Origin of the sequence: Pseudomonas sp. B13(2017), from assembly GCF_002113245.1 — a bacterium.
GTDB classification, from domain to species: Bacteria; Pseudomonadota; Gammaproteobacteria; order Pseudomonadales; family Pseudomonadaceae; genus Aquipseudomonas; species Aquipseudomonas putida_Z.
In genome coordinates this window covers 38,631-62,088 of sequence record NZ_NEJX01000020.1, presented here as the reverse complement: position 1 = coordinate 62,088, position 23,458 = coordinate 38,631, and the positions used below count along the sequence as shown (strand labels likewise).

Annotated in this window: 19 protein-coding genes; 10 read left to right on the top strand and 9 right to left on the bottom strand. The window is 62.6% G+C overall.

Annotation, left to right across the window (positions count from 1 at the left end; genetic code table 11):
• Positions 1-80 precede the first annotated feature (80 nt).
• The 5 genes from CAG44_RS22470 to CAG44_RS22450 all read right to left on the bottom strand — a co-directional run bounded on the left by CAG44_RS22470 (position 81) and on the right by CAG44_RS22450 (position 8,927).
• Complete coding sequence (locus CAG44_RS22470) at positions 81-1,931, bottom strand: alkaline phosphatase D family protein (RefSeq protein ID WP_085693027.1); 1,851 nt, start codon at positions 1,929-1,931, stop codon at positions 81-83.
• A gap of 220 nt (positions 1,932-2,151) precedes the next feature.
• On the bottom strand, positions 2,152-3,078 hold the full coding sequence (gene tal, locus CAG44_RS22465; protein ID WP_085693026.1) for a transaldolase: 927 nt from the start codon (positions 3,076-3,078) through the stop codon (positions 2,152-2,154).
• A gap of 306 nt (positions 3,079-3,384) precedes the next feature.
• On the bottom strand, positions 3,385-4,395 hold the full coding sequence (dusA, locus tag CAG44_RS22460) for a tRNA dihydrouridine(20/20a) synthase DusA (protein WP_085693025.1): 1,011 nt from the start codon (positions 4,393-4,395) through the stop codon (positions 3,385-3,387).
• 346 nt (positions 4,396-4,741) lie between these two features.
• Positions 4,742-6,262 carry an NCS1 family nucleobase:cation symporter-1 gene (locus CAG44_RS22455; protein WP_085693024.1) on the bottom strand — a complete coding sequence of 507 codons (1,521 nt, stop codon included), beginning with the start codon at positions 6,260-6,262 and terminating at the stop codon, positions 4,742-4,744.
• 253 nt (positions 6,263-6,515) lie between these two features.
• A complete protein-coding gene (locus tag CAG44_RS22450) occupies positions 6,516-8,927 on the bottom strand; it encodes a TonB-dependent receptor (protein ID WP_085693023.1) in 2,412 nt (803 codons plus the stop codon).
• 244 nt (positions 8,928-9,171) lie between these two features.
• Between CAG44_RS22450 and CAG44_RS22445 the strand changes: the two genes are divergently transcribed.
• The gene (locus CAG44_RS22445) at positions 9,172-10,209 is read left to right on the top strand and encodes a sterol desaturase family protein (protein WP_085693022.1); all 1,038 of its coding nucleotides are present in this window, start codon (positions 9,172-9,174) and stop codon (positions 10,207-10,209) included.
• Positions 10,210-10,242: 33 nt separating this feature from the next.
• Here CAG44_RS22445 and puuE read toward each other — a convergent pair whose 3' ends face one another.
• The 4 genes from puuE to CAG44_RS22425 form a co-directional block, all read right to left on the bottom strand.
• Positions 10,243-11,136, bottom strand: a complete 894-nt coding sequence (gene puuE / locus CAG44_RS22440) for an allantoinase PuuE (RefSeq protein WP_061302810.1) — start codon at positions 11,134-11,136, stop codon at positions 10,243-10,245.
• Positions 11,136-12,008 (bottom strand): GNAT family N-acetyltransferase, encoded by an 873-nt coding sequence (locus CAG44_RS22435; protein ID WP_085693021.1) that lies wholly within the window; start codon positions 12,006-12,008, stop codon positions 11,136-11,138. Before CAG44_RS22435 ends, puuE begins: the two co-directional genes overlap by 1 nt.
• A gap of 392 nt (positions 12,009-12,400) precedes the next feature.
• Positions 12,401-12,751 carry a hypothetical protein gene (locus tag CAG44_RS22430; protein WP_085693020.1) on the bottom strand — a complete coding sequence of 117 codons (351 nt, stop codon included), beginning with the start codon at positions 12,749-12,751 and terminating at the stop codon, positions 12,401-12,403.
• Between the two features lie 524 nt (positions 12,752-13,275).
• A complete protein-coding gene (locus CAG44_RS22425; RefSeq protein ID WP_085693019.1) occupies positions 13,276-14,352 on the bottom strand; it encodes an FAD-binding oxidoreductase in 1,077 nt (358 codons plus the stop codon).
• 593 nt (positions 14,353-14,945) lie between these two features.
• On the opposite strand from CAG44_RS22425, the gene CAG44_RS22415 reads away from it, so the two are divergent.
• From CAG44_RS22415 to CAG44_RS22370, 9 genes are all read left to right on the top strand, one after another.
• Positions 14,946-15,236 carry a hypothetical protein gene (locus CAG44_RS22415; RefSeq protein ID WP_015269619.1) on the top strand — a complete coding sequence of 97 codons (291 nt, stop codon included), beginning with the start codon at positions 14,946-14,948 and terminating at the stop codon, positions 15,234-15,236.
• Positions 15,237-15,246: 10 nt separating this feature from the next.
• A complete protein-coding gene (locus CAG44_RS22410; protein WP_085589527.1) occupies positions 15,247-15,879 on the top strand; it encodes a hypothetical protein in 633 nt (210 codons plus the stop codon).
• 434 nt (positions 15,880-16,313) lie between these two features.
• A complete protein-coding gene (locus CAG44_RS22405; RefSeq protein ID WP_085589492.1) occupies positions 16,314-16,568 on the top strand; it encodes a hypothetical protein in 255 nt (84 codons plus the stop codon).
• A 103-nt stretch (positions 16,569-16,671) separates the two neighbouring features.
• Positions 16,672-16,959: a DUF3077 domain-containing protein gene (locus tag CAG44_RS22400; protein ID WP_039614149.1), complete on the top strand. Its 288-nt coding sequence runs from the start codon at positions 16,672-16,674 to the stop codon at positions 16,957-16,959.
• Between the two features lie 110 nt (positions 16,960-17,069).
• Positions 17,070-17,630: a hypothetical protein gene (locus tag CAG44_RS22395; RefSeq protein ID WP_085693017.1), complete on the top strand. Its 561-nt coding sequence runs from the start codon at positions 17,070-17,072 to the stop codon at positions 17,628-17,630.
• Positions 17,631-18,203: 573 nt separating this feature from the next.
• Positions 18,204-18,686, top strand: a complete 483-nt coding sequence (locus tag CAG44_RS22385) for a formate dehydrogenase subunit gamma (protein WP_015269625.1) — start codon at positions 18,204-18,206, stop codon at positions 18,684-18,686.
• Entirely contained in the window at positions 18,680-20,239 is a 1,560-nt protein-coding gene (locus CAG44_RS22380; RefSeq protein WP_085693015.1) for an NADH-quinone oxidoreductase subunit NuoF, read from the top strand. Before CAG44_RS22385 ends, CAG44_RS22380 begins: the two co-directional genes overlap by 7 nt.
• Positions 20,236-23,118: a formate dehydrogenase subunit alpha gene (gene fdhF / locus CAG44_RS22375; protein ID WP_085693014.1), complete on the top strand. Its 2,883-nt coding sequence runs from the start codon at positions 20,236-20,238 to the stop codon at positions 23,116-23,118. The genes CAG44_RS22380 and fdhF overlap by 4 nt, the downstream gene beginning before the upstream one ends.
• Complete coding sequence (locus CAG44_RS22370; protein WP_015269628.1) at positions 23,115-23,318, top strand: formate dehydrogenase subunit delta; 204 nt, start codon at positions 23,115-23,117, stop codon at positions 23,316-23,318. Before fdhF ends, CAG44_RS22370 begins: the two co-directional genes overlap by 4 nt.
• Positions 23,319-23,458 lie beyond the last annotated feature (140 nt).

Sequence of the window (23,458 nt, the reverse complement as noted above, 5' to 3'; positions counted from 1 at the left end):
TCGAAACCTGTGGTGATCCTGTGGGAGCGGGCATGCCCGCGAAAAGGCCGGGAAGGCCAGCACAAGCATTACCTGCCTGATCACCCCTGCCGCGCAAACTCGGTAGCCTCACCCCCACCCGCATCCAGCTGATACACCCGCGCCGGCCGCCCCTGTTCATCGAAGAACACCTGCCCCAACCCCGCGCCATTCCACAACCGCTCGCCAGCCTTGCTATGGCTGGGCGTACGCGGCACCACCTCCATTTCCCGCCGTTTGGTAAACCAGTTGAGCGGCGAGCGTGGCGCATACAGCCAGCGGTTGAGCCGGTCGAGCACATCCAGCAGGCGCCGCGGGAATTCGTTCTTGATCCCGCTGCTGGTCACCTGCCACAAGTGCGGGCTGCGCTGGCGGTGGCGGATCAGCACTTCATAGACGAACGAGTAATGCACGTCGCCGGACAGCACCACGTAGTGCCCCGGCGTGCGCGAGTGGCGGAAGATATTGAGGATGACCTGCGCTGCACCGCGATGGGCCATCCAGTTCTCGGCATCCACCAGCAGGGGATAGCCCAGCCAGCTGAATAGCTTTTGCACCGTCTCGATCAGCTTCACGCCAAAAATCGGCGCAGGCGACACGATGATCGCTGACGGGTGGTCCAGCAGTGCTTGCTGCAACTCGCTCAGCGCCTCCCAGTCGAGCAGGCCGGACGGCTTGGCCAGGCTGCTTTCGCTGCGCCAGCGGCGGGTGCGGGTGTCCAGCACCAGCAAGGGTGGGTTGGTGGGCAGGCTGAACTGCCAGCCCTGGAAGCGCAGCAGTGCGCCGATCAGCTCATCCTGGGTCTGGCTGTTCAACGCCTGGCATTGCCCGACCAGGGGCTTGCAACCCTGCGGGTCGTTACCCCAGGCCTGGCACAGCAGGTAGCCGAGCAGGGCATTGCCGATGATGCGCCGCGAGAAGGGGTGGCCGTAGGCGGTTTCTTCCCACAGCGCCGAGAGGTTCCAGTCGTCGGTGATGTCGTGGTCGTCGAAGATCATCAGGCACGGCAGGTGGGCCATCACTCGCGCTACCTGGCCGAGGTTGTCGGCAAACGCCTGGATCAGCGGCAGCTCCTGCCGGTAACGGGCCTGGCGCGGGGCGGTGAGCCCGTTGGGCATGTCCAGGTTCACCAGCTGCCAGGGCACCGGTGACCACACCAGCAGGTACATGGCCATAACCTCGGCGAAGGTCACCAGATGATTGTCGGCGTTGCTGGAGGAGAAGATCGGCTTGCGCTTGCCGCCGAAAAAGCGTTCGCGCAGGGTTTCGTTGCGTTCCTGGGCCGGCAGCAGGTCGGCGCGGTGGTAATAGCAGGCCGGGTGCTGGTACAGCGCCTGGCTGTCGGGCACCACCGCGCCCTCCAGTTGCTCGTCGAACAGGCCCAGGCGCGCAATCAGGCTGTGGATGGCGCGCAGCATCGGGCCGGCGACGTCGTCGGCATAGACCTGGTCGCCGGTCATCAGCAGCACGGCGGGGCGGTCCGCGGGGCTTTCGCAGGCCTGCAGCAGGCGGTCGGCGCAGAGCAGGCCATCGGCGGCCGGAAAATGTGGCTTGCGGCAGGAGCCGTGCAGCAGGTGGTCGAGCCGATCGCGCAGCACCAGGCTTGGGCGCCGGGCGCCGGGGTAAAGCAGGTGCGGCGCCCAGCCTGCGATGCCCTGGCCGTTGATGAGCAGGTCATAGTCGAGCAGCTGGTTGCAGGGCAGCGGCTGGGCGAAGTGGATGTCCAGCAGATGGATGAAGGCGTGTTGGCCCACCGCCACCACCAGGCAATCGACCTGGGCCTCGCTTGCCGGGAAGATGAATTCGGGTTGCAGCGGTTGCGTGGCGACCAGCCAGATGGCCAGGCGCTGAGGTTCCAGGCGGCGCAGTACCGGGCCGGCGAGTACGAGGGGCAATGGGGTAGAGGAGGTCATCGACAGCTCTGAGGGCTAACCGGCCCTATCGCCAGCAAGCCAGCTCCCACAGGTACAGCGCTGATCTCGAAGGCTGTGCAGTAACTGTGGGAGCTGGCTTGCCGGCGATAGGGCCATTGAATTCAACAAACTGCTAAAGCCCGGCACTTGATGGGGGCCAGACGAAAAACGGGCGGAAAATGCTGAACACTTCCCGCCCGTCAGGCAATCCCGAAATGTATCAGGCCTTTTCAGCCATCAACTTCTCCAGCTTCTCCTGGTCCCGCGCGAACTGGCGAATGCCCTCGGCCAGTTTCTCGGTACCCATGGCATCTTCGTTCATGGCCCAGCGGAACTGGCTTTCGTTCAGCTGTTGCTTGGGCTCGCCGGCATTGCCCGGCTTCAGCACTTGCGGCAGGCTGCCCTGGTCATCGCTGAGCTGCTGCAGCAGCTCTGGGCTGATGGTCAGGCGGTCGCAGCCGGCCAGCTGCTCGATCTGGCCGATATTGCGGAAGCTGGCGCCCATGACCACCGTGTTGTAGCCGTTGGCCTTGTAGTAGTTGTAGATGCGAGTGACCGACTGCACGCCCGGGTCTTCGGCACCCACGTATTCCTTGCCGGTGCTCTTCTTGTACCAGTCGTAGATACGGCCCACGAACGGCGAAATCAGGAACACCCCGGCATCGGCGCAGGCCTGGGCCTGGGCGAAGGAGAACAGCAGGGTGAGGTTGGTCTGGATGCCTTCCTTCTCCAGCTTTTCGGCGGCGCGGACGCCTTCCCAGGTGGAGGCCAGCTTGATCAGCACGCGGTCGCGGCCAATGCCAGCGGCTTCGTACAGCTCGATCAGCTTGCGCGCCTTGGCCAGCAGCGCGGGTTCATCGAACGACAGGCGGGCATCGACCTCGGTGGAGATACGCCCCGGGATGACCTTGAGGATGCCCGAGCCCACGGCCACCGCGAACTTGTCGCAGGCCAGGTCGACATTACCCTTTGCATCGGCCTTTACCTGCTTGAGCAGATCGGCGTAACCCGGGATGGCCGCAGCCTTGAGCAGCAGCGACGGGTTGGTGGTGGCATCGACCGGTTTCAGGCGGGTGATGGCGTCCAGGTCCCCGGTGTCGGCGACCACGGTGGTGAACTGCTTGAGTTGTTCCAGCTTGGAGGTCATGGGCGTGCTCTGTCCTGTGCAATGACTCGACATTACCCGAGCCCCGACGGCCACTCAAGGGCTCGCGAAGCGCGGTGCGAAAGGTGAGGATTCGAGTCGCAAGCGGCCCCGAGGTTCCGTATGCACAAAAACGGCGATCACTCAGCCCTTGGGTTGCGCTGTCATGAAGAGGACTAGGTTCGTAAGCGCGACGCGGCTTCTGTGGGAGCGGGCGAGCCCGCGAAGAATCCAACGCGGTGGCTGGCACCGGCTGCGCCGGTGTTCGCGGGCACGCCCGCTCCCACAGATACTGCGGCGCTTGTCAGGTTACCGCCCCTGCAACAACTCCACCGCCTGGTCGAACACCGCCAGCGGCTCCGCCGCCTTGTGAATATCCGCCGACAGCAGCTGGCGGAAGCGCCGCGCCCCCTTGAACCCTTGGGCCAGCCCCAGGATATGCCGGGTAACGTGGTGCATCGCGCCACCACTTTCCATGTGCGCGACGATATATAGCCGCAACTGCGCCAGTGCCTCGCTGCGGCTGACCACCGCCGCCTCGCTGCCGAATAGCTGCTGGTCCACCTCGGCCAACAGGTAAGGGTTGTGGTACGCCTCGCGCCCCAGCATCACCCCATCGAAGGTTTCAAGGTGTGTCTGGCACTCGTCCAGGGTCTTGATCCCGCCGTTGAGCACGATCTCCAGGTCGGGGAAGTCCGCCTTCAACTGCGCCGCCACGTCATAGCGCAGCGGCGGAATCTCACGGTTCTCCTTCGGCGACAAACCTTCCAGGATCGCGATGCGCGCATGCACGGTAAAGCTCCGGCAACCTGCCTCGCGCACCTGGCCGACGAAGTCGCACAGCTCGGCGTAGCTGTCGCGGCCATTGATGCCGATGCGGTGCTTGACCGTCACCGGGGTCGACACCGCGTCACGCATGGCTTTCACGCAGTCGGCCACCAGCGCCGGGTGGGCCATCAGGCAGGCGCCGATCATGTTGTTCTGCACCCGGTCACTCGGGCAGCCAACGTTGAGGTTGACCTCGTCGTAGCCAGCCTCCTCGGCCAGGCGGGCACAGGCGGCCAGGTCGGCCGGCACGCTGCCGCCCAGTTGCAGGGCCAGCGGGTGCTCGGAGACGTCGTGGCGCAGGAAACGGTGGGCGTCGTTGTGCAGCAGGGCACCGGTGGTGACCATTTCGGTGTACAGCAGGGTGTTTTTGGAAAGCAGGCGCAGGAAGAAGCGGCAGTGGCGGTCTGTCCAGTCCATCATGGGTGCAACGCTGAAGCGACGGGAAGGCTCAGGGCGCGTGGTTGCTGGGTTAGAGCCTGGGTTTGTGGTCATATCGTTCAACGTGTCTTGTACCAAATTCAGCAATTTCGAGGGTGTTTGTAGCAAACCGAGGGCGCGACGTAGCAAAAGTCGGCGGCAGGAGATCGGTGATTGCCAGGGCAGGCGGCTAGTTTACCAAGAGAGCAGGGCATGCGTCTGGAAACAGATCGGATGGTCCTGCCGAACGAGCGGGCATCTCAGCTGGCTGCTGGGAGCCTTGTAGGAGCGGCCTTGTGTCGCGAAAGGGCTGCGTAGCAGCCCCAGGGATTCAGCGCAGAGGCTCAAATTGCTGGGGCTGCTGCGCAGCCCTTTCGCGACACAAGGCCGCTCCTACAGGGGGCCGCGCTGGCAGCCCCGGTCAGTGGTGCGTGCTATCCACTGCGATGCTTTCGCCGGAAACATCAAGGTACCTTGCACTGTGGTTGGCGAGGGCATAGTGGATCAGCCCGCCCAGGCCCGCGCCGAAGAACCAAGAGAACTGCGACAGCGTATCGAACGCCGGCACCAGCGCCAGCACGATGGCGATCAGCGACGCCGGGATGAAGGCCGCTACGGCGCGCAGGTTGACCCCGCCGCGATAGTGATAGGCGGCCTCGCTGCTTTCGCTATACAGCTCCGGCAGGTTCACCCGGCTGCGGCGAACCAGGTAATAGTCGGTGACGATGATCCCGTACAGTGGGCCGAGCAGGGCGCCCAGGCCGCCAAGGAAATACACGATCACGGACGGGCTGTTGTACAGGTGCCAGGGCAGGATCAGCACGGCGATGGCGGCGCTGAGCAAGCCGGCGCGGCGGAAGTTCAGCAGGTTCGGGGCCAGGTTGGTGAGTACGTAGGCCGGGGCGACGAAGTTGGCCATGATGTTCACCGCCACGGTGACGATCAGGAAGGCCAGGCAGGCCAGCACCAGGCCGGCGGTGTTCGGGATGGCTGCAACGATCTCGGTCGGTCCCTGCACCAGTTTGCCGTCGATGCTGAACTGCGCACCGGCGAGCACCACGGCGATCAGTGCGAAACCGAGCATGTTCACCGGCAGGCCCCAGAAGTTGCCCACGCTGATGGTACGCCGGTCCGGGCAGTTGCGGGTAAAGTCGCAGAAGTTGAGGATCATGGTGCCGTACAGCGAGACCCACAGCGCGGCGGCACCCAGCACCTTCAGCCACATCGTGGAGCCGGTCGGCGCGTTGCCGCTGGACCAGGAAATTGACAGGCCGCTGCGCCAGTACATCCAGCCCGCCAAGCCTGCGAAGGCGACCAGGATGATCGGCCCGGCTAAGGATTCGTAACGGCGCACCATCTCCATGCCATAGGCGAAGATCGCCACCTGCACGCACCAGATGCCGAGGAAGGTGATCCAGCCCAGGGTCGACAGGCCGAGGATCGAGTTCTGGTCGTAGGGCTTGAGGTCGGGAGCGATGGCGGTGAGCAGCACGCGCAGCACTACCGAGGCGAGGTATGTCTGGATGCCGAACCAGGCGATGGCGATTACCGCGCGGATCAGTGCCGGGATCTGCGCACCATGGATGCCGAAGCTGATCCGGCACATGACGGGGTAGGGCAGGCCGGTCTTCTGCCCCATGTAGCCGGACAGGTTCATGAGGCCATAGATCACCAATGCGCCGAGCGCGAAGGCTGCGAGGATCTGTGCGCCGCTCATGCCCAGGGCGAAGAGGCCGATGGCGAAGGAGTAGTTGGCGATGTTGTGCACATCGTTGGTCCACAGTGCAAACAGGCTGTAGCGGCCCCAAGTGCGATTTGCTGCGCGGGTCGGTGCAAGGTCGGCACTGTAAAGGCGCGGGCTCAACTCCAACTGAGTGGGCCCAGCCGTTTCGGCAGGGAGAACATCAAGCTGGCTGACACCGGAACGTGAAATTGACGCCATCGGGACTCCGTAACTCTTGTGTACTTTTATTTTTTGTTTTGTATACAAACAAGATTCGTACCAACCCAGCGAGCAGTTGGAGTTGGCGGTTCTCGGGCTTTTGTATCCTCTTTATTGGTCGCCGTCACCTCTGGTGCGAGCCTGCAGATGGGAAATTTGTACACACATATTGTGCGCATGTGTTACTGGCTGCGCCAAATATGGATACTTGTTCGGCGCCGCTGCCGGGCATCGGCAGCAAGCGCCGGCTGGGTCAGAATGCGTATACCAACGTGGCCGTGGCGCTACGTGGGCTGCCGTACCAGCCACGTGAGCCGATGGCCGTGTAGTAGGTCTTGTCAAACACGTTGTCGAGGTTCAGCGAGACGCTGGTTTGCGGCGTGAAGGCATATTGCGCCATCAGGTTGACCACGCTGTAGGCACCCTGGGTGAAGGTCTCCTTGTTGGGGCCTGCGTTTTTCTCGTACTCCGATCCTTGCCAGCGCACACCGCCGCCCACTTTCAGTTGCGGCAGTGACTGCAGGCGGTAGCTGGTGAACAGTTTGAGGGTGTCGCGGGGCACTTCGGTAAGCAGGCGGTCGCCATCCGAGTTCTTGCTCACGGCATAGGTGTAGCTGGCCGATACTTGCCAGTCAGGCAGGATCTCGCCCGCCATTTCCATTTCGAAACCGCGGGTCTTGGTGCCGGACTCGGCCCGGTAGGCCTGGTTGCCGTCTGGCGCCTTGTTGGCACCGTCCTTCACGGCCAGGTTGTCCTGGTGCACTTCGAACACGCTGAGTGCAGCAGTCAGGCGCTTGTCCCAGAACTCGCTCTTCAGGCCTAGCTCGTAGTTCACGCCCTCCAACGGGTCGATGTAGCTGCCCGATGCAGTCTGTTTGTCTTGCGGGTTGAAGATGGTGGTGTAGCTGGCATAGGCCGACCAGTTGTTGTCGATGTCGTAAACCAGCCCGATGTAAGGGGTGACGACCCCGGTTTCGCTGCGCGAGGTGCGATCGGTTTCACCGCTCGCCAGTGTCTCGTGGGTTTCGTCACGTCGCCAGTCGATCACCCGAGCGCCGGTAATCAGCGACAGGTCATCGGCCAGGCTCCAGCGCACCGAAGCCACCAGGCCGTCCTGGGTTTCATCCAGCGCATCCTCCGTCGTCTTGTTGTAGATGGCGTCGGGTATTGGCAACGAGCCATCCCAGTCATGGATGTTGTCGATATCCTGATACGTCCACAGATCGTAGCCGTCGTTGCGGTAGTAGGCCCGGTAGTGGCTGAGCCCGACGTACGCCTGGTGCTCGCGCGACAGCACTTCGAACGAGCCCGTAGCCGACAGGTCGAACGAGGTCTGCCGAGGTTCGCCTGCCCAACGGCCAGTCCAGGTCTGGATGCCGCTGCCATCAGGTTTGACGGTGCCGCTGGCGGCGGTGGCAAATACGTCGTCATAGCTTCGGCGACTGTGCTCAGCATTGAATTTCAGGTGCCAGCCGTTGGCCAGGTCGTGATCCAGGGTGGTGAACAGGGTCTTGGTGCGACGCTTGTGGTAGCTCCATTCCGAGGCCGAGTTGAACGAGCGGGAAGGGCTGAAGTGACTGCCATCGGAGTTGAACATCGGGAAGCCGTGGTTACCGGCGCCGTCGTTGTCCATTTCCTGATATTCCGCCCCCACGGTCAGCATCGTGCTGTCGGTGATGTCCCATTCCAGCACCCCATAGCCCACATGCCGTTCGAGGGACTGGCGGTCGACGTAGCTCTGGCTGTCGGTGTTCGAGGCCACGAGGCGCCCGCGTACATTGCCGCTTTCCGACAGCTTGCCGGACACGTCCAGCTCGGTGCGGTAGGTGTCCCACGAGCCTGCTTTCAGGGTCAGCTTGCGTTGCGTTTCAAAGGTCGGCTTCTTGCGGATCAGGTTGACGGTCGCACCGGGGTCACCAGTGCCGGACATCAGCCCCGTGGCCCCGCGTACCACCTCGACCCGGTCATACGACACCATGTCGGCAAGGTCGTCGCGAAAGCCAAAGCTGTCAGGCCGGTTGAGGCCGTCGACCTGGATGGTGCCGACCTCGAAACCACGTACGTAGATATGATTGGCGTCGCTGCCGGCCGGCCCCATGCTGTCGACGACCACGCCTGGGGTCTGTTCCAGTACCTGGGCAACATCGTTCAGGTTCTGGTCTTCGATCTGCTGGCGGGTCACCACGCTGATCGACTGTGGTGTTTCGCGTGCCGAGAGGCGCAGCCCGGTTGCCGTATTGGCCGAACCTGTGGTGTAGCTGCCGGTGCCCTCGGTGGTGGCACCCAGTCCCACGCTGGAGACCGTCGTTGCAGCGAGTTCCATCGTGCCATCCTGGCTCGGGCGGGCCAGCATGTAGTGCTTGTCCCCCGCTTGCTGCACCTGCAGGCCACTGCCATGCAGCAGTTGCGCGAGGCCTTGCTCCAGCTCGTAACTGCCCTGCAGTCCCTCACTGCGCTGGCCAGCAATTTCTTCGTTGCTGACGCTGACAGTCACCCCGCTTGCCGTGGCGAACTGGTTGATTGCGGCCCCCAGCGGCCCCGCCGGGATGCTGTAGCTGACAGGCACGGCCCAGGCATTGGCACTGGCCAGCAGCGAGCCAGAAAGGCTTGCTACCAGTGCGGCTTGGCGAATGCTGAAGGCGGGGGGAGAAAAACAGGCGGACATCCATTGGCTCCTTTCGATGGACTATGCGGGCGCAATGATGAGAAGCGTATTGATAATGATAAAGCTTCGCATAAAAGCGGCCGGATAGTTGTCCTTCCTCCTGCAGTTGTCAATCGGTGTGTTGTGTTTTTGCGGGCGGGGGCAAGCGATTACCCGGTGCTTGAAGCACCACTTCATGCAGAAAGCCACTCGAGTAAATCAATCTGATTTACAATTGCGTCCCTTTTGCCGAGGCTGACGTTTCGTGGATGCCCTGTCGCTTGTCTATGAGCACCTGACCGATTGGGTGATCACGCCCGTTACCGACCAGTTTCTCGGCATTTTCAATTTGAACGGCCGTTTCGGGGCCTTGTTCCTTTGCATCTCCTATGGCGCAGCCTATGGCCTGTTCCGCTTCAGGAAGCAGCGCGGCCTGAGCGACGCCCAGTCGTTCTGGCAATTCATCGGCGGCGCCCGGGTACATCTGCATCCCTCGGCGCTGCTGGACTACCGCTACTACTTCGTGCGGGCCATCCTCAAGGTTGCGCTGGTGCTGCCCGTCGTCCATCTGGTCGACCCCTACATTCTGCGCTCCGGCGATTACCTGGCCTTTTTCAGCAACCTCTGGGGCGCGCGCCCGCGCCTGGGCGAGAACCTTGCACTGTCCCTGCTCTACGGGTTGGGGGTGTTCCTGCTCAAGGACTTCATCCATTACTGGGCGCACCGGGCCTTTCACTCCCGCTGGCTCTGGGCCTTTCACAAGGTCCATCATTCGGCGCCCGTGCTGGTGCCGGCGACGGCGAGCCGGGTGCATTTCGTGGAAAAGATCGTCGAGAAACTGAGCACCGGCATTTGCATCGGCTTCTACGCCGGATGCTTCTGGTACCTTTGCGGCGGTGAAGTCAGCCGCTACACCCTGTTCGGCGTCACCTACCTGGTGTTCATCTTCAACAGCCTGGCGGCCAATCTGCGGCATAGCCATGTCTGGCTGTCGTTCGGCCCGCAGCTGGAACATGTGTTGAACAGCCCGGCCCAGCACCAGATCCATCACAGTGACGCCCCGCGCCATTTCAACCGGAACTTCGGCACCAACCTGTCCCTCTGGGACTGGATGTTCGGCACGCTCTATGTCACCACATCAACGCCCGAAAACATCCGCTTCGGCACCGGCGAGCAGGACCACCAGCGGTACCTGACGGTCTATAGCCTGATCGTCACGCCCTTTGTCGAAACAGGCCGCAAGGTCTTGGTGAAATGCCAGCGCAAGGCTGTGCTCGGCGCGTCCGGCAGGGCAGGCCGTTAGCTGATCCCGTGTTTGTTGCGAACGACTGACCGCTCAGGCGGGAAACTGGGCTATCCAGTGCCTGGCAATCTCTTCGCGCCGGCAGACCCACACCCCGTCGTGGCCTTGCACGTAATCGAGAAAGCGCGCCAGCGCCATCGCACGACCAGGATGGCCACTGATCCGCCCATGCAGGCCCACGCTCATCATCTTCGGGTGGTGCGCGCCCTCCTGCCACAACAGGTCGAAAGCATCCTTTAGCAGCCGGAAGAAGTCTTCACCGCAGGCGAAGCCATTGGGCAGCAGATAGCGGGCGTCGTTGTTGACCAGTGTGTACGGGATCACCAAGTGGGCGGGCGAGCCAGGGAGCCAATAGGGCAGATCATCGTTGTAGGCATCCGAGCTATAGAGAAACCCACCTTCCTCACGCAACAGGCGGCGGGTGTTCTGGCTGACCCTTCCTGTATACCAACCTACGGGGCGTTTACCGCAGATCTGCTCGATCACGTCGATGGTGAGGCGGATATGGCGCCGCTCCTGGTCTTCAGGCATGTCGCGATAATCCAGCCAACGGTAGCCATGCCCGGCAATCTCATGCCCGGCGGCGCATAGCGCATGGCCAATCGCCGGGGTCAGTTCCAGTGCTCGGCCAACGGCAAAGGCGGTCAGCGGCAGACCCCTGGCGCCGAACAGCTCCAGAATGCGCCATACACCTGCGCGCGATCCGTATTCGTACATGCCCTCGACGCTCAAGTCCGGTTCCCCCACACGCGGCGGGCGGCCCGGTAGCTCATGAAGCCAGGCCTCCGACTGTGCGTCACCATTGAGCATGCATGACTCCGCACCCTCTTCGATGTTGAGTACGAACTGGACCGCGACGCGCGCCCCACCGGGCCATCGCGGGTGGGGTGGGTTGCCGCCATAACCGATCAGGTTGCGAGCGGACATCAGCCCAGCTCGAAGGTCGTGACGGCGAACACACGTTCGTGTGCGATCGCCGGAGGAGGGCCCAGGTACATGCGTGCGCAGCCGAAAACCTCGATCATGCCCTGTTGGCGCACAAGCGCCATGGCGGCGGGGTTATTCTCGGGGGCATCCAGAAACAGCGGGCAACCTTGCGCAAATTCTGCCAGCCGCGCGTAGAGGGCATTGGCTGCCAGGGCGTCATCGGCGAACAAGGGGCCGATCTTGTAGCCTTCCCGGCAGCGCCTTGCCACGCCATAGCCGCTAAGCCTGCCCTCGCGGCGGCAACCCACGGCGAGTGCATCGGCCTGGGCTATCCACCCGCTCAGGAAGGCTGCGCGCGCGGCAGGGAAGCAGGTGCGGTCGTAATCGACCACCTCATCGAACGGGAAGGTGGCCAACGGGACGATGTCCTGGTTGTCTACCTGCGAAGGCGCAGGGCGTTCGGTGGCCTTGGCACGAAAACGCATGTTGCGATGGGAGAAGACGAACCCACCCTTGGCGTAGTAGTCCTGCATTGCGAAGACGCCATCCATGCCAATGCTCGCGCCTGGGCGCAGGCGGGCGAGGAGTCGCTCGCGGCGTGCGTGCCAGAGGGTATTGCCCAGGCCTTGACCGCGATACTCAGGCCGGACGATGAAAAAGCCCATGAAACCGAATTCGCCGTTGTAGGAAGTGATTGCACCGCCACCGATCAATTCGCCGTCCTGGGACGCTGCAATGAAGGCGGCAGGGTCCGTGGCCCAGAACAACTCGGCATCGTGAACGCCGGGATTCCAACCCTCACGGGCAGCCCAATCGACGAGCTCGTCCAGTTCGGGACGGGTCATGTTGCGTATGACCAGCTGATTCGACACCGTTAAGTTCCCCCAGTCGCTGACAGGGCGGATGGTTCATCGCCACTCTGAACCCTTTGGGTATAGCTTTAACGCAAGTATTGATCCAGGCCGTTACGACACCTGAATAGCCTCTAGTTTCGTAGACACCACTGAACGGCGGCTTCTGGCCGATAGCTGTCCTCGGTGAAGGACTGCTATGGGTAGATTGCGGACTGCGGGAGGAGGGGGTAAGTGACGACCCAGGATGGATCGTGGTTGGCGGAGAGCCTGGGGGGGGCGAAGCTGTCTAAAACTGCTCGAAGGCTTCTGGGTTTACTGGGCCAGAATCACTGAAACGGCCACCGATGCACAGGCCGCTTACGGCGCGGCCTGATGCTCGATTCTCACGCTACTGCTGCATTACTGGATGCTCAGTAGCAGCCGTAGCTATTGCAGGTTGAGCGATAGGCGTTTCCGCGGGAGTCCACACCACTGTTGATAACGGTGTTGCCTATCCGCTGACTGGTTCCGTTCCAGGAATTACCATTAGCAGAGGTACCGTTATGGAAGGTGGTATTGCCGATGGTGGTGCTGTGCTGGTTCCATGACGAGCCAGTGCCAGCATTGAACCCTTGTACATTGGTGGTGTTGCCGAATCGCTGAACGTTATAACTGTTCCCGCTGTTATCGGTACATGTCTGGAACGAGCCGCTACCGTAGCAGTCTGCGAATGCAGCAGGAGAGAGGGCGATCAATCCGATTACCGCAGCAAGCCTTTTCATGGTGCTAGCTCCAAGTCAGTGATGGCGCGCAAGCATAGAGCGTTTGATGTCACGATGCCATTATCTCAAATGGCTACCGGATGGATGGCAATTGGGCTGAAAATCGATTCCAAAACCGAAACGGCGACCCTTGCAGTATGCGGCTTGTAGCCGTGCCGTTTCGTCTTTGTTTTGGAATCGAATTTGCCCCTGATGCCGCATGGATTGGGCACTTATACCACGGTCTTGAAACCGTTGAGCAGAATCTGCGCTTGGGCCAGCACCTGCTGGGCGACTCGAATTAGGCCCCTGCGAACAACTGCTTTCGACCCAAAACGGACGCTAAAAGATAACTGGTTTCGTAAGCGCGACACGTACTCTGTGGGAGCGGGTTTACCCGCGAAGCAGGCGCCGCGGTGGATGGCACCTGCTGTGCCGGTGTTCGCGGGTAAACCCGCTCCCACAATGATTGCTGTTGGGCAAAATGACAGCTAAGGGTCGAAAGCAGTCATTTAAAACTGATCGCTTCGGCCTCCCAACAGCCTTCACGCCTGCCGGAAAAAACGATCTGGCCTGCATGGACCAAGAACACTGGAAACCTCGCCATCGATAATCTCCTCGCTGGCAAGACGCCCCACTATCGCTGCCAACGTAATGCCAGGGTGCACTGCACACACATAGACGCCACCCACTTTTGGCAGATAACCGATGATGGGAATACCATCGGCAGGCATGGGCCTGAACCCGACACAAGCCCATTCCAGCTCTATTGAAGCAGCCCCGTGGAGCTCGTTCTGAATCGCCTTGGCCGTTCGCAGCGCTATCGCTACCGGCTGATTCTCCACTGCGTCGCCCAGATAATCTTCTGCTGCCAGCAACGCACCATCCATGGTTTGCCTCACTTCCATCTCAGGGCTGGAGATGATCGTGCGCACAAGGTTGGGTTGTGCCTTGTAGCGGATGAGGAGGGCAGGTGAGGCGTCTATTGGAAGTGATACTTCCAGCCTGTCCGTCAGTTTCGTGATGCCTGTCCCAGCTGCCACTACGACAACATCGGCATCGATGATGCCCCTCGTTGTTTCAACTCCGCCCACCTTTGCACGCTGGATTGCAAAACCGAGCACTGGCGTTTGAGTGAGCACTTTCGCCCCATAGGCCTCGGCACCCGTTATCAACGCATGCACAGCGGCCACCGGGTCCAGCGCACCCTCTGCTGGCGCATATGAAGCAGACCCAGGTGGGTGTTTGAGATTGGGCTCAAGCTCGAGAATCCGTGATCGGGAGACCCTGTCAGGTGCAGACGGATTACCTGCAACCGACGGTGCTTCGCTCGACATCTCGTTGTAAGACAAGGCGCCAGTCCATTGCACCGTCAAGCCCGGCAGCTCGTTTTCGAGTTGGCGGTACGCCTCGATTGCAGCACTGCGCAGTTGCGCGATGGGGTCCGATTCGGAGGATGAGGTATTGATCCATGCGAATGAACGGCCAGTCACACCCGACGCTATGTTCTCAGCGTCGATCACGGTGACATTCGCACCTTTGCGAGCCAGGTGATATGCCAGTGATGCGCCCACGATGCCTGCACCAATGACAACGACCCGTTTGCCCTGACCAGTTGTCATACCAACCTCTGTTCTGTCGACGTGCCAATGGTAAGGCAGCGGGGGTAATGCCTGTCAGTTAACCAGTTTGGGGCCGCTTTGCGGCCCATCGCAGGCAAGCCAGCTCCCACAGTGATCGCACAACTTCTGAGTTTTACGCGGTCCCTGTGGGAGCTGGCTTGCCTGCGATGGGCTGCATGGCAGCAGGGCGCCTGCCGTCAACATGCAGTGCGGGATATCCAGCGCTGGCAGGGCAGCCAGCAATGCCCGGTTTATCGGGTTCTCGTGGATGATTGCCAGCAGTTGTTCGTCAGTCAGTGAATGCATGGGTACCGTCCTTGGTGGTTGCTTGCGCTGGGCTGAGCTTACCTGAATGACGCCTCGGTGATGTGTTCGTGGGAGCAGGTTCTGCCCTCGAACGGGCAGTCGAAAAAGGCCATGAAAGCGTTGGTTACATTGCTCTACGCCGTCCTGCGGTCGATGGGACCATAGTTCATGCGTGTTCCGGGTCGCCGTCTTGAGCTGGCCGGGGTGCCATTGGTCGCCCGGGCTCGGCAAACGGTAGATTTGATTCGGGTTTTGTACGATGATTTTCGTATTGGCAGGGATGAGCTATGAAATTCGGCTTCAGGGAGGCCCAGCGAGCGGTGATAGCGGCGCTTGAGTCAGGGGAGTATCAACACGTTTCACGTAGGGATATCGACGTAAAGAACCTGCTGGCTACAGGGGAAGTGTCAGCCGGCGAGGTTGCCGAAGTCGTTCGCTCATGCAGGGGTATTCATCACGCCAGCACCCCTCACCATGCCGTCGCAGCCATCGAGGTGCATGTGCTCAAACGGGATGGTTGGTACATAAAGTTCTTTTTCATCGAGCCAGACACCTGGTTCATCAGCGTTCACCAGTGAGTACCAGATCATGAAGATCTTTTTCGAAGGCGATAGAGGAAATGCGCTTTGCGAGCATTGCCAGGCAGTGGTGCCCACGCACTATGCTCGCCGGGATGTGCCGTTTAGCGATGGCCAAGGTGTGGCCAAGGACATTCTGGTGGGCGTGTGCGCCCGTTGTGATGGTGTGGTCGCCATTCCATCGCAATCCACGCCGGCCATCCGCGAGGCGCGCAAGCAGCAGCTCAAGTCGATCGAGGCGCGTTTGCCGGCGGTCTATCTGGATGTGCTCGATGCGGCCATGCATGCGGTCAGTAATGAGGCGGGGGCAAATTTGCGCAAGTTGTTTCTTGCCCACTATTTCCAACAGTTGGTGCAGGCGCAGCAATGTGGGCAGTTGCATGCGGTGCATCAAACGTTCCTTCAGGCGCTGGATGAACAGCGAGAGCAGCGCGGGCTTGCGCGTTCCAATGTTACTCGGCGGTTGTCGATGAAGGTCAATCCGTACATGGCGGAGGACATGCTTGCGCTTCAGCAGCATACAGAGATGAACCAGACCGAATTGCTGAAGGCTGTGATCGCGCGTATTCAGGCGGATGTGCTGGAGAACCGGGATCAGGAGGTGATTCGAGCTTTGCAGCGACTGGCGCGGTTGGCGTTGTAGTGAGCATTTGAAAGAAGCACGGCGTACCGCCAAGCGCTGTGCTTCACACTCGGATCTTCGAGTCTTTTTAGAGAAACTCATATCAGTTCCTACAAGAACTAATCAGATTTTTCCCCTTCCTCGTAGTCCATTTCTGAATCATCCTTTTCAAGCCGTTTCACCATTGCGATGGAAACCTGAGCCCCCTAGTCTCGCCCTGTCGTTGCAAATTCAACGACCGGGTCTGCAAGCCTGGGGAAGTATCGAAAGCGTGCTCATCATCGAGCCGTTGGTCTGTGCCAATGGTTGTGCTTAATGGTGGCTGTGTACGGGTGACCTTCGGGTCAGCCGGGTTTTTCTCGATCTTCCCCGGTCTTGCAGGCCCGTACGCAGCCGCCACCCATTCTCTGCAAGGGATGGGGTGTGGTTTTCTCTCACGAAATCGAGATGTGACCATGCTCAAAATAGTCCCGGATCCCCCCATTTCCGATTCACCCCATCACTTGGAAGACACCCTGATCCAGGCCACGGAATACGTGCTCTGCGCCTTGTCCGTAGGCCATCACGCGATAGCCTCGCTCCCCAGATCTCCCGCCACGATCATGACCCTGGCGGTCATGCATGAAATGGAGGCTGTGCGCACGCTGCTGGAGTCGGCGATTGCGCAGGTGCAGCTTCGGGCCGGGCAGCCGGTGCATACATTGCACTGATGAGCTGATTTTCAAATTTTGCCAGCCTGGGCGGTGTGGTTTTCCTGCCAGGGACTGCAACCGGGAAATCGCACTGGCCGGCAGATTCAAAAGAGGGTTTCAGATGGACAAGGAATTGGATGACGACACCGGCACACTGGGCCTGACCGTAGGCGCGGCCACGTTCCTGGACGGTGTGCTGGACGGCAAGAAACTGTTCCGCGTAGAAGCGGGAAACTGCTGCGACCATGCCATCGAACAAGCGTCGGTCTTGATGGACTGCTCACGGCGAGCGTCGTTCATCGGGGTGATGGACAACGAACCGGTGCTGGTCTGGGCTTCGCACTTTCTTTGCGACATGGCCAAGGCGCTGATGGATGACGCCCATATGGGCATGCGCAAGAACCGCTGACCCAGCCAGGCGTCGAGAAGCCGGGGCAGGGTGGGCTTGGCACCCTGCCAGTATTGTCTGATTGTCATGCAGGGGTTAGGTTGCTGGGCTCTTTTCAAGGAAGATGACCGATGAAACGGACCCTGCCGCTGGTATTCGCCTGCGCGCTTTTCCCCCTGCAAGCCTGGTCGGCGCTGGAAGTCGGCCAGTTCAGCCTGGGCATGCCCAAGCCCCAGGCCTTGGCCATTCTGCAGCAGCAGTTCGGCGAAGTTGAGCATTTCACCGGCTATCACTTCCAGGTGCCCACCGAGTTCTTTCAGGGGAGCAACCCGAAGGGCGATTTCAACCTGGGCGGTATTGCCATCACGCAAGTGAAGGCGTCGTTCAACGAGGCCGACCAGCTTCGCCAGGTGGAGGTGCGGCTGGCCAGCACCGACGAGGCGCGGGTCCAGCAACTGCTGCCGATGACCAGGCAGGCCAAGCCTGTGCCGAACAGCGGTGGCCGACTCGAGGCGTTTTCCGCGGACGGTGAGCTGGTGTACTGGGTGGCCAAGGACCGGGACTGGACGGTGGTGACCATCGCCGACAAGGCCAGCTCGGACCAGAACGTCAAGGCGCGGGCCAAGAGCGATGAGCGCTTTGCCCAGCTGAACCGCAAGTTCGACAAGCTGATCGAGACGGCCAAGCACTGATCGACAAAGCCGTGCAGCTTTGAAGCCTTGCGCAGGCCATGCATTCATGGAACTGCACAAAACTCATTGAAACTGTGTGCGGGCAAGCCCGCGAGGCAGGCGACGCGCTGGTTGGCACCGGCTGCGCCGGTGTTCGCGGGCGCGCCCGCTCCCACAGGTATGGCGCATTCCTTGGGCTGCCGGAGCACCCTGTGGGAGCGGGCATGCCCGCGAACACCGGCGTAGCCGGTGCCATGCACCGCGTTGGATTCTTCGCGGCTAAAGCCGCTCCCACAGGGTACGCGGACCGCTTGTGAATTCAGTTCTCTAAGCGACAGCGCAGCAGACTGCATAAGGCCAGAAACAACCCGCGTCGGTTTCAGGATGCGCCTGGTCGTTCGCACGCAACCCCGCGGCGCCACAAGTGCCATGCTTGCAGGATGCCTCGGACCAGTGCGCGCAGACGTGCGGCCGCAGGCAAGGAGGCCGCTGGCACCACGCAACCGTGACGTGGCCGGCGCGCCGCAGCAGAACACGCCGGATACCTGCCCTTACAACAATTCAGGCAGGGTCCGTGATGCCGAGGTCCGCTGTATGCCTGATGAATTGCTCCACCTGCCTGTGATCCACCGCATTCTGGCCCGTGACAAGGATACCCCCGGCGCGCTGTTGCCGATCCTGCATGCCATCCAGCACGACATCGGCTACATCCCCGATGCCGCTGTCGCCGAAATTGCCCATGCCCTGAACCTCAGCCTGGCCGAGGTGCGTGGGGTGATCAGCTTCTACCACGATTTCCGCACCACGCCACCAGCGCGCCACACCCTGCGCCTGTGCCGCGCCGAGTCGTGCCAGAGCCGGGGCGCCGAGGCGCTGGCCGCGCAACTGCGCGAACAGCTGGCGCTGGACGACCACGGCACCAGCGCCGACGGCGCCATCAGCCTGCGCCCGGTGTACTGCCTGGGCGCCTGTGCCTGCTCGCCAGCGCTGGAACTGGACGGCCAGGTGCATGCGCGCCTTACCCCTGAGCGCCTGCGCGCGCTGGTCAACGCCTGCCGGGAGGACGCAGCATGCTGAAGCTGTACATCCCCTGCGATTCGGTAGCCCGTGCCGTGGGCGCCGACCAGGTCGCCGATGCCTTGCAACGTGAGGCCGAGCGCCGCCAGCTGCCGCTGGACATCCAGCGCACCAGTTCCCGTGGGCTCTACTGGCTGGAGCCGCTGCTGGAGTGCGACAGCGCGCAAGGGCGCCTGGGTTTCGGCCCGGTCACCCCGGAAGACGTGTCGTCCTTGCTCGACGCCTTTACCGGTGAACCTGGTGGCCACTTGCTGGCCCTGGGGCCGGTCGAGGACATCCCTTACCTCAAGACCCAGCAGCGCCTGCTGTTCGCCCGCGCCGGCATCACCCGCCCATTGTCGCTGGACGACTACCGTGCCCATGGCGGTTTCGCCGGCCTTGAAGCGGCCGTGGCCCTGGATGGTGCCGAGGTGGTCGCCGCCGTGCTCGATTCCGGCCTGCGCGGCCGCGGCGGTGCGGCGTTCCCGGCCGGCATCAAGTGGCGCACCGTGCGTGACGCCGGGGCCGGGCAGAAGTACGTGGTGTGCAACGCCGACGAGGGTGACTCCGGTACCTTCGCCGACCGCATGCTGATGGAAGGCGACCCCTTCCTGCTGATCGAAGGCATGATCATTGCCGGCCTCGCCGTGGGTGCCGACAAGGGCTACATCTATGTGCGCTCGGAATACCCCGACGCCATCCGCGTGCTCGACCAGGCCTTCGCCATCGCCCGTGACGCCGGCTATCTCGGCAGCGACGTGGCCGGCAGCGGCCAGGCCTTCGACCTGGAAGTGCGGGTCGGCGCCGGCGCCTATATCTGCGGCGAAGAAACCGCGCTGCTCGAATCCATCGAAGGCAAGCGCGGCATCGTCCGCGCCAAGCCTCCGCTACCCGCGCTGCAGGGCCTGTTCGGCCTGCCGACGCTGGTGCACAACGTACTCACCCTGGCCTCGGTACCCATCATCATGGCCAAGGGCGCGGCGTTCTACCGTGACTTCGGCATGGGTCGCTCGCTGGGCACCATGCCGTTCCAGCTGGCCGGCAACATCCGCCAGGGCGGCCTGGTGGAACGCGCCTTCGGCCTGACCCTGCGCGAGCTGGTGGAAGGCTATGGCGGCGGCACGGCCAGCGGCCGGCCGCTGAAGGCCGCGCAGGTGGGGGGGCCGCTCGGTGCCTGGGTACCGCCCAGCCACTTCGACACACCGCTGGACTATGAAGCCTTCGCCGCCATGGGCGCGATGCTCGGCCATGGTGGTGTGGTAGTGGCCGACGACACCCTGAACATGGCCAGCATGGCGCGCTTCGCCTTGCAGTTCTGTGCCGAGGAGTCCTGTGGCAAGTGCACCCCGTGCCGCATCGGCTCGACCCGGGGCATGGAAGTGGTCGACCGGCTGATCGCCACCAGCGACATGACCGAACGGCATGACCAGGCCCTGTTGCTGCGTGACCTGTGCGACACCATGCAATACGGCTCGCTGTGCGCCATGGGCGGCATGACCGCCTATCCGGTGGCCAGCGCGCTGAAGTACTTCCCCGCCGATTTCGGGCTGACCCACACGGAGGCCGCGCAGTGATCAATTTCTTCGACCCCGCTTCTGATAAAAGCAGCGACCTCGGCACCCCGGCCCGTGACAGCGAGGTACAGGTCAGCCTGAGCATCGATGGCCGTGCCATCACTGTGCCCGCCGGTACCTCGGTAATGCGTGCCGCGGCCATGCTCGGTACCAGCATTCCCAAACTGTGCGCCACCGACAGCCTCGAAGCCTTCGGCTCATGCCGCATGTGCATGGTGGAAATCGAAGGCATGCGCGGCTACCCGGCCTCCTGTACCACCCCGGTCAGCGAAGGCATGGTGGTGCACACCGAAACTCCACGCCTGGCCGGCCTGCGCCGCAACGTGATGGAGCTTTACATCTCCGACCACCCGCTGGACTGCCTGACCTGTTCGGCCAACGGCAACTGCGAGCTGCAGACCGTGGCCGGCCAGGTGGGCCTGCGCGAGGTGCGCTACGGCTACGACGGCGCCAACCACCTGGCCGAGAAAAAGGACGTATCCAACCCGTATTTCGACTACGAGCCGAGCAAGTGCATTGTCTGCAGCCGCTGTGTGCGCGCCTGCGAGGATATCCAGGGCACCTTCGCCCTGACCATCACCGGGCGCGGCTTCGAATCGCGGGTGGCGGCGGCGGGTGGTGAAAACTTCCTCGCCTCCGAGTGCGTGTCGTGCGGCGCCTGCGTGCAGGCCTGCCCGACCGCGACCCTGACGGAAAAGAGCCTGGTACAGCTGGGCCAGCCCGAGCGTGCGGTCATCACCACCTGCGCCTATTGCGGCGTCGGCTGCTCGTTCCGCGCCGAAATGAAGGGCGACCAGCTGGTGCGCATGGTCCCGGACAAGAACGGCGGCGCCAACCACGGCCACGCCTGCGTCAAGGGCCGCTTCGCCTGGGGCTACGCCACCCACCCGGACCGCATCACCAAGCCGATGATCCGCAAGCGCCTGGAAGACCCATGGCAGGAAGTCAGCTGGGACGAGGCGGTGACCTACGCCGCCAGCGAGTTCCGCCGCATCCAGCTGAAGTACGGTCGCGATTCCATCGGCGGCATCACCTCCAGCCGCTGCACCAACGAAGAAGCCTACCTGGTGCAGAAACTGGTGCGCACGGCGTTCGGCAACAACAACGTCGACACCTGCGCGCGGGTATGCCATTCACCCACAGGCTATGGCCTGAAGCAGACCCTGGGTGAGTCGGCTGGTACACAAAGCTTCGACTCGGTGATGCAGGCCGACGTGGTGCTGGTGATCGGCGCCAACCCCACCGACGCCCACCCGGTATTCGGCTCTCAGCTCAAGCGCCGCCTGCGCCAGGGCGCGCGGCTGATCGTGATCGACCCGCGGCGCATCGACCTGGTCGATTCGCCGCACGCCCGCGCCGAGCTGCACCTGCAACTGCGCCCCGGTACCAATGTGGCCATGCTCAACGCCCTGGCCCACGTGATCGTCACCGAAGGCCTGCTGGCCCAGCGCTTCATCGATGCCCGCTGCGAAACCGAAGATTTCGCCCGCTGGCGCGATTTCGTCAGCCTGGCGGAAAACGCCCCCGAAGTGCTTGGCCCGGTCTGCGGCGTGCCTGCCGAGCAGATCCGCACCGCCGCCCGGCTGTACGCCACCGGCGGCAATGCGGCGATCTACTACGGCCTGGGCGTGACCGAGCACAGCCAAGGCAGCACCGCGGTGATGGGCATCGCCAACCTGGCCATGGCCACCGGCAACATCGGCCGCGAAGGGGTAGGGGTGAACCCGCTGCGCGGGCAGAACAACGTGCAGGGCTCGTGCGACATGGGTTCGTTCCCTCACGAATTGCCCGGCTACCGGCACATTTCCAACGAGGGCGTGCGCGCCGAGTTCGAGCGTGCCTGGGGCGTGACCCTGCAGCCCGACCCGGGCCTGCGCATTCCCAACATGTTCGAAGCGGCGCTGGACGGCAGCTTCAAGGCCTTGTACTGCCAGGGCGAGGACATTGCCCAGAGCGACCCCAACACCCAGCACGTCACCGCGGCCCTGCTGGCCATGGAGTGCGTGGTGGTGCAGGACATCTTCCTCAACGAAACAGCCAAGTTCGCCCATGTGTTCCTGCCGGGCAGCTCGTTCCTGGAGAAGGACGGCACCTTCACCAACGCCGAGCGGCGCATTTCGCGGGTGCGCAAGGTCATGGAGCCGCTGGCCGGCAAGGCCGACTGGGAGGCGACCGTGGCCCTGGCCAATGCCCTGGGCTACCCGATGAACTACCGCCACCCGTCCGAGATCATGGACGAGATTGCCCGCCTGACGCCCACCTTCCACCGCGTCAGCTACGCCGAGATCGACCGCCACGGCAGCCTGCAGTGGCCGTGCAACGACGCAGCGCCGGATGGCACGCCGACCATGCACATCGACCAGTTCGTACGTGGCAAGGGGCGCTTCATGCTTACCGGCTACGTGCCCACCGAGGAGAAGGTCAACAACCGCTACCCGCTGCTGCTGACCACCGGGCGCATTCTCAGCCAGTACAACGTCGGCGCCCAGACCCGGCGCACCGGCAACGTCGCCTGGCATGACGCCGACCGCCTGGAAATCCACCCAACCGACGCCGAAAGCCGTGGCATCCAGGACGGTGACTGGGTCGGCATCGGCAGCCGCGCCGGGCAGACGGTGCTGCGCGCCAAGGTCAGTGCACGGGTGGCGCCGGGGGTGGTGTACACCACGTTCCACTTCCCCGAGTCGGGGGCCAACGTGATTACCACCGACAACTCCGACTGGGCCACCAACTGCCCTGAGTACAAGGTGACGGCGGTGGAGGTGGTGAAAGTGTTCCAGCCTTCGCAGTGGCAGAAGCGCTACCAGGACTTCAGTGACGAGCAGCGGCGCTTGCTGAAGGAGCGCCGTATTGCGGAGAAAACCGAGGTGCGCCGATGAGCAGTGAGAACCTGGTCAAGATGGCCAACCAGATTGCCCATTACTTCGACAGCGAGCCAGACCGGGCGCTGGCGGTGCAAGGGGTACGGCAGCATCTGCAGAGCTTCTGGACACCGGCGATGCGCCGGCAGCTGGCGCAATGGATCGAGGCCAATGCAGGGGAGGGGCTGGACCCGAAGGTGCAGGAAGCGTTGGCCTAGCGTTTGGTGTTGAATGGGGCTGCTATGCAGCCCATCGCCGGCAAGCCAGCTCCCACAGGTACTGCACATGACTTGAGGCCAATGCAGGGGAGGGGCTGGACCCGAAGGTGCAGGAAGCGTTGGCCTAGCGTTTGGTGTTG

Coding starts and splice junctions, on each gene's coding strand:
- CAG44_RS22470 (WP_085693027.1), bottom strand. CDS start 1,931: ATGACCTCCTCTACCCCATTGCCCCTCGTACTCGCCGGCCCGGTACTG.
- tal (WP_085693026.1), bottom strand. CDS start 3,078: ATGACCTCCAAGCTGGAACAACTCAAGCAGTTCACCACCGTGGTCGCC.
- dusA (WP_085693025.1), bottom strand. CDS start 4,395: ATGACCACAAACCCAGGCTCTAACCCAGCAACCACGCGCCCTGAGCCT.
- CAG44_RS22455 (WP_085693024.1), bottom strand. CDS start 6,262: ATGGCGTCAATTTCACGTTCCGGTGTCAGCCAGCTTGATGTTCTCCCT.
- CAG44_RS22450 (WP_085693023.1), bottom strand. CDS start 8,927: ATGTCCGCCTGTTTTTCTCCCCCCGCCTTCAGCATTCGCCAAGCCGCA.
- puuE (WP_061302810.1), bottom strand. CDS start 11,136: ATGTCCGCTCGCAACCTGATCGGTTATGGCGGCAACCCACCCCACCCG.
- CAG44_RS22430 (WP_085693020.1), bottom strand. CDS start 12,751: ATGAAAAGGCTTGCTGCGGTAATCGGATTGATCGCCCTCTCTCCTGCT.
- CAG44_RS22425 (WP_085693019.1), bottom strand. CDS start 14,352: ATGACAACTGGTCAGGGCAAACGGGTCGTTGTCATTGGTGCAGGCATC.
- CAG44_RS22415 (WP_015269619.1), top strand. CDS start 14,946: ATGAAATTCGGCTTCAGGGAGGCCCAGCGAGCGGTGATAGCGGCGCTT.
- CAG44_RS22410 (WP_085589527.1), top strand. CDS start 15,247: ATGAAGATCTTTTTCGAAGGCGATAGAGGAAATGCGCTTTGCGAGCAT.
- CAG44_RS22405 (WP_085589492.1), top strand. CDS start 16,314: ATGCTCAAAATAGTCCCGGATCCCCCCATTTCCGATTCACCCCATCAC.
- CAG44_RS22400 (WP_039614149.1), top strand. CDS start 16,672: ATGGACAAGGAATTGGATGACGACACCGGCACACTGGGCCTGACCGTA.
- CAG44_RS22395 (WP_085693017.1), top strand. CDS start 17,070: ATGAAACGGACCCTGCCGCTGGTATTCGCCTGCGCGCTTTTCCCCCTG.
- CAG44_RS22385 (WP_015269625.1), top strand. CDS start 18,204: ATGCCTGATGAATTGCTCCACCTGCCTGTGATCCACCGCATTCTGGCC.
- CAG44_RS22380 (WP_085693015.1), top strand. CDS start 18,680: ATGCTGAAGCTGTACATCCCCTGCGATTCGGTAGCCCGTGCCGTGGGC.
- CAG44_RS22370 (WP_015269628.1), top strand. CDS start 23,115: ATGAGCAGTGAGAACCTGGTCAAGATGGCCAACCAGATTGCCCATTAC.